The sequence below is a fragment of the Armatimonas sp. genome, from assembly GCF_043760365.1.
In the GTDB taxonomy this organism is placed as follows: domain Bacteria; phylum Armatimonadota; class Armatimonadia; order Armatimonadales; family Armatimonadaceae; genus Armatimonas.
The window spans coordinates 1-8,914 of sequence record NZ_JAYUPA010000847.1 but is presented as its reverse complement, the minus strand read 5'-3'; the positions used below and the strand labels follow the sequence as shown (position 1 = coordinate 8,914).

Here is an 8,914-nt window from a genome sequence, read left to right as displayed (position 1 = left end):
AGCGGAAGACCCAGGAGCGATTGGCGATGTCGCCGTAGCTCTGCGTGTCTAAGTTGCCATTGACGCCACTATTTTGCGGATCAATGCGCGTGTCTTTGGCGTGGCAGTGAAAAAGTGCGCCCGCCTCACCGAGCTGACGAACGGCAGCTAGCGGGTCAATGCCTTGCCACCACAGATGCGACGGGTCAAAGTTCACCCCGATACGATCTCCCGCTACTTTACGCAGTTTCAGGAGCGTGTCGTTGTTGTAGCAGATAAAGCCCGGATGCATCTCGATGGCGAAGACCACGCCGTGCTGCTTCAGAAATCTATTTTGAGCACGCCAGTAGCGGGCGGCCACGCGCCACTGGTAGTCTAAGATCTCGCGAAACTCATCGGGCCATGCGCAGGTCACCCAGTTGGGATTTTTTGCGCGGGCGGAGTCGCCCGGGCAACCAGAGAAACCATTGACGGTCGCCTGGGGCATGATCCCATCGCCGTGCAGCGCTTCAGCCAGTAGGACAGCGTCTGTAAATACCTCGTGGTGCTCGTCCGCGATTTTTTTATTGGGGTGCAGCGGGTTGCCATGCACGGAGATCGCGGAGAGAATCAGCCCCCGGCTCTCGATGGCCTTCACGAGCTGCTTGCGCTTGCCCGCGTCGCCGATCAGCGCCTTGGCTCCCCCGAAATCATCCAGGTGACGGCTTCCAGGATAGGCACCACCACCCAGCTCCACGGACTGGATTCCGGCCTCAGCAATATAATCAAGCGCGGCCTCGATCGGGCGATCGTGGAACAGCGCGGTGAAGATTCCGATCTTCATGTGTCGTTTGTTTCCTTGGTGAAATTTGGCGCGCCCTGGGGCGCAAATACATCTGCTGCTCTTTTTCTACACCCGCAGGCGCTTCTCCTCCAGATCGAGCCGGTAGAGAATTTGGTTGTAGTTGTAGCGTGGGGTCGGGTCGGGGTTTCCGGAGAACGTGTTGACGTAGGTTCCTTCAAAATACACAAAGCGCCCTCGGTCGAAGTACGGGTGCTGGGTGACATTATAAAAATCCATCTTGTCGTGGGTGACGATCTGGACAGCACGCTCCCACGGCCCGGTCGGAGCTTTCGCCTCCGCGTACCAGACCTCGCCGACGTTCGAGGTTTTGCCAAATTTCTGGAGCACGATCATAACCCAGCGCTGCCGGTAGGCGTTCCAGAACACCGAGCCGCCGTGGTTCTGAACCGGCGCTCCCGTGAGAGCATCTTTCAGGTTGAGCTTCGGCTCGACGACTTGCTCGAAATTTTTGAGATTTTTCAGCGCCGCGAGTGTGGGCCGCACGCGCACGCAAGGCAGTGGCGCCCCGCCGTCGTAGGTGCCATAGAGCCAGCCCTCGTGGAGAAATGGATGACCCGCCAGTGGCTCGGGCTTAGTGGGGTCGAACTGAGCGACAGGCTCAAAGCAGGTTTTCGCATCGTTAAAGACGGCAAGGCCACGCTCGACACACGTCCCCAGATCCTTCATCCGGCTGTAGAAACAAACCAGCTTTTCGCCACTTTCAACCACCGCGAGTCCCGTGATCCAGACCGGGCCGGGGCCTTTGGGTTTCGGGAACATCGGACGGGAGAAGCCTGTTTTCTCGTCGGTGAAGTAGCGCAAGCGAATCGCTTCGTCGGGGTTGTCTTTGGGATTGGACGTGGCCCCCGAGGTGCCGAACTGACCGAGTGGGTACTCAGGACGCGCTGTATCGCCCCAGAACCAATACAGCTTGTTTTTATAGAGTGCCACAAGCACGGAGTCCTGGCCCATCACGCGTCCGTTAAGCTGCGCAATTCCCGCCGGGATGGGCTTTCCCAGAAGCAGTGAGTCTCGATAGATCCCCTCGCCCGTCACCCGGTAGAGCCGCTCCGCGAGATTCTTACGGGGGAGTTTGATGGTCGTCGTCGCGCCCACTTTTGGAGTGAGCACAATCCCCTGGTAGCCAAAGCCATCTTTGGGATAGTCGTAGCCGTGGCTCTTAATACCAAACCAGACTTTGGAGTCCATCAGTCCGGGCTCGTGAAATGCCACCCAGCCCGCGCTGTCGGTGATAAAGCGAAGGTCGCTGGTGGTGCGTAGCTCCACCAGCGGCACACCCCGCCCCGTGGCGGCATCCACGACGCGGATTCCAAAATACGGGATCAAAACGCCGCTTTCTCCCACTCGGTAAAGACGATCTCACTCAGGGGCTTTCGCTTGCGAACGGGGCTATTGTGACGCTCGCGCTGCTTCTCGTCATCGAGCAAATCCGCCTCGCCAAGATAGCCCAAAGCAATCAGGGACTGGGGCGCAAAGTCCGAGGGAAGGGCGAAAATCTCTTGCGCCTTGGCGGCGTCAAAGCCCCCCATTTGGTGCAAATAGAGCCCCGCGCTGGCTGCCTGTACGGTGAGCTGACCGACGGCCTGCCCGACATCGTAGGAGGCGAACCGGTTCTCACTGCCGTTGTAGGTGAATGTCTCCTTCGCGACCCCAAGAATGAGTATGGGCGCTTTGGTGGCCCAGGAATTACCTGCAACAAGAGTGCTCGCGAGCTTCTCAAAAGTATCTGTGGCTGTGGCTTTCACTCCCACAATAAAGCGCCAGGGCTCCTCGCCAAAGCACGATGCGGACCAGCGGGCGGCTTCAAAAAGCGAGAGCAGCAGCTCGGTAGGCACCGGCTTGGGATCGAAGGCGAGAGGACTCCAGCGCTGGCGCAAGGCACCGAGAATGGAGTGGTCGTTGAGTGTGGGCTTATCCATGCCGTTTAGGAAACCAAATCAAGACGTGGAGTTCCCGGGAACCAACGTCAGCCGTTTGCGTTCCTATAGATCGTGGCCCAACTTGCTCTGCGCCGAAAGGCAATGTTCTCCGCTGCCCATGCCTACTGGTTCCCAGATCGCTCCGATGAGGAGAACCGGGCACTCTTCGGGAAGTGGGCATCTAAGTGGGGGCATGGACACAACTACGATGTAGAGCTGACCGTTGTTGGAGAGCTCGACGAGAGCACGGGAATGGTGGTTAATATAACCGATGTGGATAAAGCACTCAAGCGGGCAATAATGCCCCTGCGAGACAAGCACCTGACCTACGAGGTTCCCCACTTCGCCACCCACCCTCCGACCACCGAGAATATCGTCTTGTTCCTAGCCGATGCCTTTGTCCGAGAGTTCGTGGATCCGGCGGCACGGCTCACTAAAATAACCGTGTGGGAGACCCCCACACTTTCCGCAACCCTAGATTTTCAGGAGAGTGACACCATGGTGGCCCTCACACGCTCGATTGACTTCGCCGCTGCCCACCGGCTCCATGCTCCGGGCCTTAGTGAGAGTGAGAACCTCGCAATTTTTGGTAAGTGCAACAACCCCAAGGGCCACGGCCATAACTACGGGGTAGAAATCACCGTGATCGGGGAGCCCGACCCAGCAACAGGGATGATCGTGGACTTACTAGCCCTAGACGCCGTACTGGAGCGCGAGATCATGGTGCGCTACGACCACAAGCACCTGAACGACGATACGGAAGATTTTAGAGAAGCGAACCCGACCAGTGAGAATCTGACGCTTGCGATCTGGCGACACTTAGAAAATAAAATTCCTGCACCGGCTCGCCTCCAAAAAGTGGTCGTCCGTGAGACGGATCGCAACTTTTTCGAGTACACCGGTCTATAATAGAACTAGCCTGCACGGTTTGTCGGAAACAACCAGCAGGCTTCAGAGAGGAAAATAAAATGTCAAAACCGACCCCCTCGCTCACTCCGTCCCCACGGATGTTCTTCCACGACTCGGATCAACCACCCCTGGCGCTCGTCGAGCGGCGCTACGATGCGGATTTCATTCCCTCAGCCGAGTACCGCGAGTCGCTCCCGGACATGACTCTGACGCGCAATGCGATCCAAGGGGCCAATGTCCCGATCCAGCAGGTCGGTATCTCTGGGTTTCGTCTGCCGCTGCGCTTTGTCGGCCAGGACGGTACTTCCCAGTGCCTAGAGGCACGGGTAATGGGCTCTGTTTCCCTGGAGGCCAACCTAAAGGGAATCAACATGAGCCGGATCATGCGGACATTCTACGAACACAAAGACGCCAGCTTCACCCCCGATACGCTCGGCACGATCCTTCAGGGCTACCAGGCGCAGGTTGGGGGCCTCAACGCCCGGCTCAAAGTTGACTTTTCCTACCCGATGCTCCAGCCCAGCCTGCGCAGCGGTCTGGTGGGCTACCAGTACTACACCGTCAGCTACCTGGCCAGTCTCGATGCGCGGGGGTCTCTGCGCCGCTTTATCCACTTTGACTTTGTCTACTCATCAGCCTGCCCCTGCTCCGCCGAGCTGGCCGAACACGCCCGTGCAACACGCAATATCTATGCGATTCCTCACAGCCAGCGCTCCAAGGCCCGGATACAACTAGAGCTGGCAGAGGGGGCAAGCCTGAGTGTGGAAGAGATCCAGCGCCACTGCCTCGGCGCACTCAAGACAGAGACTCAGGTCATGGTAAAGCGCGAGGATGAGCAGGCATTTGCCGAGCTCAACGGTGCCCACATCAAGTTTGTCGAGGACGCGGCACGGCTCCTCTTTGCAAGTTTTGATGCGGATAGGCGTATCAAGGACTTTGAGATCGCCTGTGCCCACCTGGAGAGCCTCCACAGCCACGATGCGGTTAGTGTCATCTGCAAAGGCGTTGAGGGTGGTTTTCAGGCAGAATTCACAAATTTTGAAAGTCTGATCTGTTAGGACGGGGAATCGTCCGGGGGAACATCCTGCGGAATTTATCAGTATTTCACGATAAGATAGACAGAATTTGCGCGTTTCGTCGTGCCGAAAGGATTCCGTGCGTATGTCCGTGTCCCCCGTGGACCCGTCTACTCAACCCCCCCCTCGCCTCCTGGAGCAGTTGCATGCTCTGGAGCTGACCTGCTCCAGTGCCACAGAAGCGGCACGTGCGTTGCTTGGTATCTGGAAGACCCAGGCGTACCATGCCAGTGTCGCTCTCGGACAGCTTGGCTCTACCGAGAGCCATTATGTTGCCACCAATCTAGGGATGCCTACCCAGCCAGATATCTCCGAAGGGGAGCACTTGGTTGCCGGGGCACAGGCACAGGAAGCGGAATTTGATCGCCTCTGTGTGTCCTACGACACCATGCATCGTGAGATGGCGGTTCAGGGGCGACAGGCTCTCAAGAACGGTGTCCGGTACACGGGCCGTGAGCGTGAGGAGGAGCTGCGAGATGCTCTCCGCCTGTTCAAAGGCGTGCTAGAAAACCCTATTGGTAGCCGCAATTTTGCGATCTGGTTCGAGATCGGCTGGATCCAGTGGATGCTTGGTGAGCCTCGTGAGACAACGATTGATAGCTTCTATCATGCGGCACGTCTGGCGGGCAACCAAGATTCGGCGTACTACGTGTCGGCCATCCGTCACCAAGCGTACCTTCAAGCGCAGCTGGGAAGCTGGGGGGATGCCTGGGGGTCTATTCAACGCGTTCTGAACATCACGGGTGACAGTGAGCCGCTTCTCTGGGTCGAGGCTGCACGTTATGCCCTTCGGGCGGGCCAGCGTTCCGAGGCGCAGAGCCTGCTGGATAGAGCCCTCGACCAAAGCCCCTCCAGTGCTTTCGCCCTCTACTCGGATCCCGACCTGGGCCCGCTCCATGCGGCGTGTGGGCAGACCATTGAGCGTTTCACACAGGCGGCACGGTCCGCGGCGGCCTACGAGCTCACCCGTCTGCAGACCGCGCATGAGACAAAGCCCTATCTTCTAAAAGCGCTTGGCCTTGAGATTACGCTGCCCCCCTCAACAGCGATCCCTGAGAGTATTGAGAAGTGTGGGCTTTTTGAGGCACACACCGTCGCGGCCGCAGCGCGACGTGAAGCGTCACAAATATTTGACCAGGTCATTGCCCTAATCCAAGGAGAGCAGGCGAAAGCCGAGGAGGCAGCTCGGCGCTTTAAGATTCAAATAGACCAGGCGCTCTCCGAGAAAACGTACTACGAAGGTAGCCTACGTAATATTGAAGAGCACGCACGCGAGTCGGGGTTTCAGTTGCACAGTTACTCCTTCAACAACCCATTTTTCCGTCGGCGCAACCAAAAGGCCGAGGATGCGCGTTTTGCCTACGAATCGTTCAAACAGCAGCTCGCTCAGTCCGAGGAGTTCTTAAAAAGCCACCTACCCGCTATGGAAAGTGCGTTTGACAAACAAGAGTATCGTCGCTCCCAAGTTGAGGAAGCGCTTGCCTGGGTCACCGCGAAGCGCGAGGCTTGAGCAGGGTGTAGCCTGAGTAGAACTCACGAATTGCCAGGCTCTGACCGGTTTTGGCATTCATCAAAGCCAGACGTATCATCAGCAGTGTCTGGCTCTTGCCTTTGCTTTTATCGTCCGGGCCACCCGTCTCCAGTGTAAAGGGGGAGACACTTGCAAGTACCGTACGCGAGGCGTCTAGATCCGTACAGGTCGGGGGGAACCCTGTGGCAACACTTGTCAGTTTTCGGCGGCGCAGTGTCTTGTTGAGCTCTCCACTCACCTTGCCAACAACGTTCCGAACGTCTTGCACCCGCGTCCCCTCCCCGAGTATTGCAACAAACGCAGCTTCATCGGCAGCGAGCACAACTTGGTTGCGTCCCTCGGCCCCCAGGATCGGTGGCTCCGCTGGATTACTCAGAGAACGCGAGGGTGTCCCGAGGAGAGTCTCACCGATCTGTGCAGTCACCAGGGGAACCATGACATCGAGCCCCGGCCCCTCGACACCACGACTGCCCCGGCATCCCGCCAAGCACACAACGACTCCCAGGGAAGCACATAGTAAAATTTGTTTCATTCTGAAACTATAGTACCCGAGTTCTCTCGCGATGATCCAATGGCAATCCTAGCAAAAAATCTATAGGTAATTTTTCGGGTTTTTGACAGCAGAATTACTAGTTTTTTCCCGTTCAGTGAACAAGAAGCAAGTCAAAACCAGTCATAGGCAGTATAATTACGTTGTAGGGGTAGATTATGAGAACTTTGGGAAAATTCACACTAAGCCTTGGAACGGGTGTCTTGCTCGTCGTTGTCAGCGTGGCCCAAACCAGTGACGGAATTGCCCCGCGCCTCCTCCCGGAGAGCCCCGTTCTGCCAGCCTTTCCTTCACAGCAAGTTCGCCCTGGCAGGGACCGTTTCAACAACGACCCTGCACTCACCACGGAGGCTCTGCTGGAGGCGCTTAAAACCAACAGAACTTTCCGTACCAATCTTTCCAGGCACTTTGGTATTCCCGAGGAGCGCACTATTGAGTTCGTCCAGGATGCACTGGTGCCACAGGTGCTAGATAAAGACACCCGCGTCATGAACTACGGGGTCACCAAAGCGGGCAAGATCTACGGCAAACGAACAACTCTCCGAAAGGGAACTCGTATCTGGGGTACCCGGGACGGTAAACCAATCTTGAAGTGGGACTGCTCAAATCCCCTGCTTCCTAAGGCACCTATACTCCGCTCACGCCCCACGCCCGCCCAGGTAAGCCGCACTCTCACGAACGGCATTTTGTCCGTACCAGCAAGTCTGCGAGAGCCAGGCTTGCTGGATGCGCCCCCTGGAATCACTCTGGCAACGGATCTCCCGATCGAGCCGATTTTCCGTCCGGCGATCCCCACCCCCCCAATCACGGTGGTTGAGGAGCCAAGCCTCTTAAATCCCCCCTCACGCCTTCCGGGAATCGCCCGGGCGGGTCTGCCACTCATTCCCCTTGCGGGCGTGATCGGCTTGGTCGTCAGGACAACCCCTACACCCAAAGGCAGTGTTCCGGAGCCCAGTACACTGGCTTTGCTTAGCCTCGGCGCCGCTGGGCTACTTGCACGTCGTCGGCGACGGTAGTTTCTTCCGAGGATTTTGATACAGGGGATTTTGGATAAGTACACTGGGGCCGTGTAGGCGACGCAAGCAATGGCTCAGGCAGCGCACCAGGTTGCGCAGACCATGCGGGCTGAGGGCGGAAATGAGCTGGCGGTGGGAATGGGGCTACACTACGGTGAAGCCGTTGTTGGGCTGGTGGGCCACCCGACGCGCCAGGTAAACTACACCGCAGTGAGGCCGGCGAGTCGGTGACCGTCAAAGGGGTTACGGAGCCAGTGCCTATCTATCGGCTCAAGATCGCGCCTTAGGCTTATAGGCTCATAAACAACGCTCAGTCATTTTCTTTTGCTGTGTTTTTCAACTCCCTCTTTTCCGGAACCTGTACACCGGGTGGAGGAGGAACGACCTTACCATTTCCATCAACAAAGAGGCCATTTCGGAAGTTATACTTAGGGCCTGTATAGTAGCCAACCTCGGGCTTTTCCGCTTCTCTGGGCAGGTTAATAATGAGGACAATCAGGCCCATAATTCCAAGAATCAAAAAGAGAACCTTCAGATCCATTGTCTTTTTCGTACGTGCTTCTTTTACTTCCGCCATCATTTCCTCTCCAAACAAAGCGACCCGCCTGGTTTTCGCAGGCGGGTCCAATCTGGATGTTACACGAACCTACTGAGGAGCACCCTTACCCGGTTTGGTCGCGGGAGCGGCTCCCGCGGCTCCACCGGGCCCGCCGGTAAGTTTGTTCTTACTTTCCATAGGGCCGGTATAGTATCCTGGATCACTGGGCGGCTCGGACTTGGAGCATCCCGTGACGAGAAGGACACCAAGCAACACCAGCGACATTAGGGCAAGTGCTCCGCGTTTAGTGAAGTGCGTCATGTTTCTATGATCCTATTTCCAGTACGTCAAGTACTTCTCAAACCAGACACCTGCATCTTGGGCGAGGTAGCGCTCAACATTCCCCTTGAGGTACTTGGAGTGCCCATCGAGGAAGGTATAGTTCGCACCCTCCTGGTGGCGGTCAATAGTCTCACAGCCAAACGTGATTCCGTAGCCACCCGCAGGAATGCGGCCCGTAAAGCCATCCCCAATATTCATAGTCTCCGCTGG

At 57.1% G+C, this 8,914-nt stretch carries 12 protein-coding genes; 5 read left to right on the top strand and 7 right to left on the bottom strand.

The features are described from left to right. The 3 genes from ACH2EH_RS20975 to ACH2EH_RS20965 form a co-directional block, all read right to left on the bottom strand. Positions 1–802: sugar phosphate isomerase/epimerase family protein (locus ACH2EH_RS20975; RefSeq protein ID WP_395144785.1), on the bottom strand; the 802-nt coding region annotated here is incomplete at its 3' end. Positions 803–868: 66 nt separating this feature from the next. After that, on the bottom strand, positions 869–2,149 hold the full coding sequence (locus tag ACH2EH_RS20970) for a hypothetical protein (RefSeq protein WP_395144784.1): 1,281 nt from the start codon (positions 2,147–2,149) through the stop codon (positions 869–871). Continuing rightward, the gene (locus tag ACH2EH_RS20965; protein ID WP_395144783.1) at positions 2,146–2,742 is read right to left on the bottom strand and encodes a nitroreductase family protein; all 597 of its coding nucleotides are present in this window, start codon (positions 2,740–2,742) and stop codon (positions 2,146–2,148) included. Before ACH2EH_RS20965 ends, ACH2EH_RS20970 begins: the two co-directional genes overlap by 4 nt. 72 nt (positions 2,743–2,814) lie before the next feature. Here ACH2EH_RS20965 and ACH2EH_RS20960 point away from each other — a divergent pair, with 72 nt between their 5' ends. The 3 genes from ACH2EH_RS20960 (at position 2,815) to ACH2EH_RS20950 (ending at position 6,237) form a co-directional block, all read left to right on the top strand. Further along, positions 2,815–3,651 carry a 6-carboxytetrahydropterin synthase gene (locus ACH2EH_RS20960; RefSeq protein WP_395144781.1) on the top strand — a complete coding sequence of 279 codons (837 nt, stop codon included), beginning with the start codon at positions 2,815–2,817 and terminating at the stop codon, positions 3,649–3,651. 59 nt (positions 3,652–3,710) lie between these two features. Beyond that, the gene (folE2, locus tag ACH2EH_RS20955; RefSeq protein WP_395144779.1) at positions 3,711–4,709 is read left to right on the top strand and encodes a GTP cyclohydrolase FolE2; all 999 of its coding nucleotides are present in this window, start codon (positions 3,711–3,713) and stop codon (positions 4,707–4,709) included. 103 nt (positions 4,710–4,812) lie between these two features. Beyond that, a complete protein-coding gene (locus ACH2EH_RS20950; protein ID WP_395144777.1) occupies positions 4,813–6,237 on the top strand; it encodes a tetratricopeptide repeat protein in 1,425 nt (474 codons plus the stop codon). Here ACH2EH_RS20950 and ACH2EH_RS20945 read toward each other — a convergent pair. Beyond that, entirely contained in the window at positions 6,215–6,790 is a 576-nt protein-coding gene (locus tag ACH2EH_RS20945) for a hypothetical protein (protein WP_395144775.1), read from the bottom strand. The two genes, ACH2EH_RS20950 and ACH2EH_RS20945, sit on opposite strands and share 23 nt — an antisense overlap. A gap of 176 nt (positions 6,791–6,966) precedes the next feature. On the opposite strand from ACH2EH_RS20945, the gene ACH2EH_RS20940 reads away from it, so the two are divergent. Both ACH2EH_RS20940 and ACH2EH_RS20935 read left to right on the top strand, forming a co-directional pair. Continuing rightward, the gene (locus ACH2EH_RS20940; protein WP_395144773.1) at positions 6,967–7,824 is read left to right on the top strand and encodes a PEP-CTERM sorting domain-containing protein; all 858 of its coding nucleotides are present in this window, start codon (positions 6,967–6,969) and stop codon (positions 7,822–7,824) included. 69 nt (positions 7,825–7,893) lie between these two features. Next, entirely contained in the window at positions 7,894–8,055 is a 162-nt protein-coding gene (locus ACH2EH_RS20935) for a hypothetical protein (protein WP_395144771.1), read from the top strand. Between the two features lie 79 nt (positions 8,056–8,134). On the opposite strand, the gene ACH2EH_RS20930 is transcribed toward ACH2EH_RS20935, so the two are convergent. From ACH2EH_RS20930 to ACH2EH_RS20920, 3 genes are all read right to left on the bottom strand, one after another. Then, the gene (locus ACH2EH_RS20930) at positions 8,135–8,404 is read right to left on the bottom strand and encodes a hypothetical protein (RefSeq protein WP_395144769.1); all 270 of its coding nucleotides are present in this window, start codon (positions 8,402–8,404) and stop codon (positions 8,135–8,137) included. Between the two features lie 66 nt (positions 8,405–8,470). After that, entirely contained in the window at positions 8,471–8,683 is a 213-nt protein-coding gene (locus ACH2EH_RS20925; protein WP_395144767.1) for a hypothetical protein, read from the bottom strand. Positions 8,684–8,695: 12 nt separating this feature from the next. Next, positions 8,696–8,914, bottom strand: a 219-nt coding sequence (locus ACH2EH_RS20920) for an H-X9-DG-CTERM domain-containing protein (protein WP_395144765.1), incomplete at its 5' end; no start/stop codon positions are given.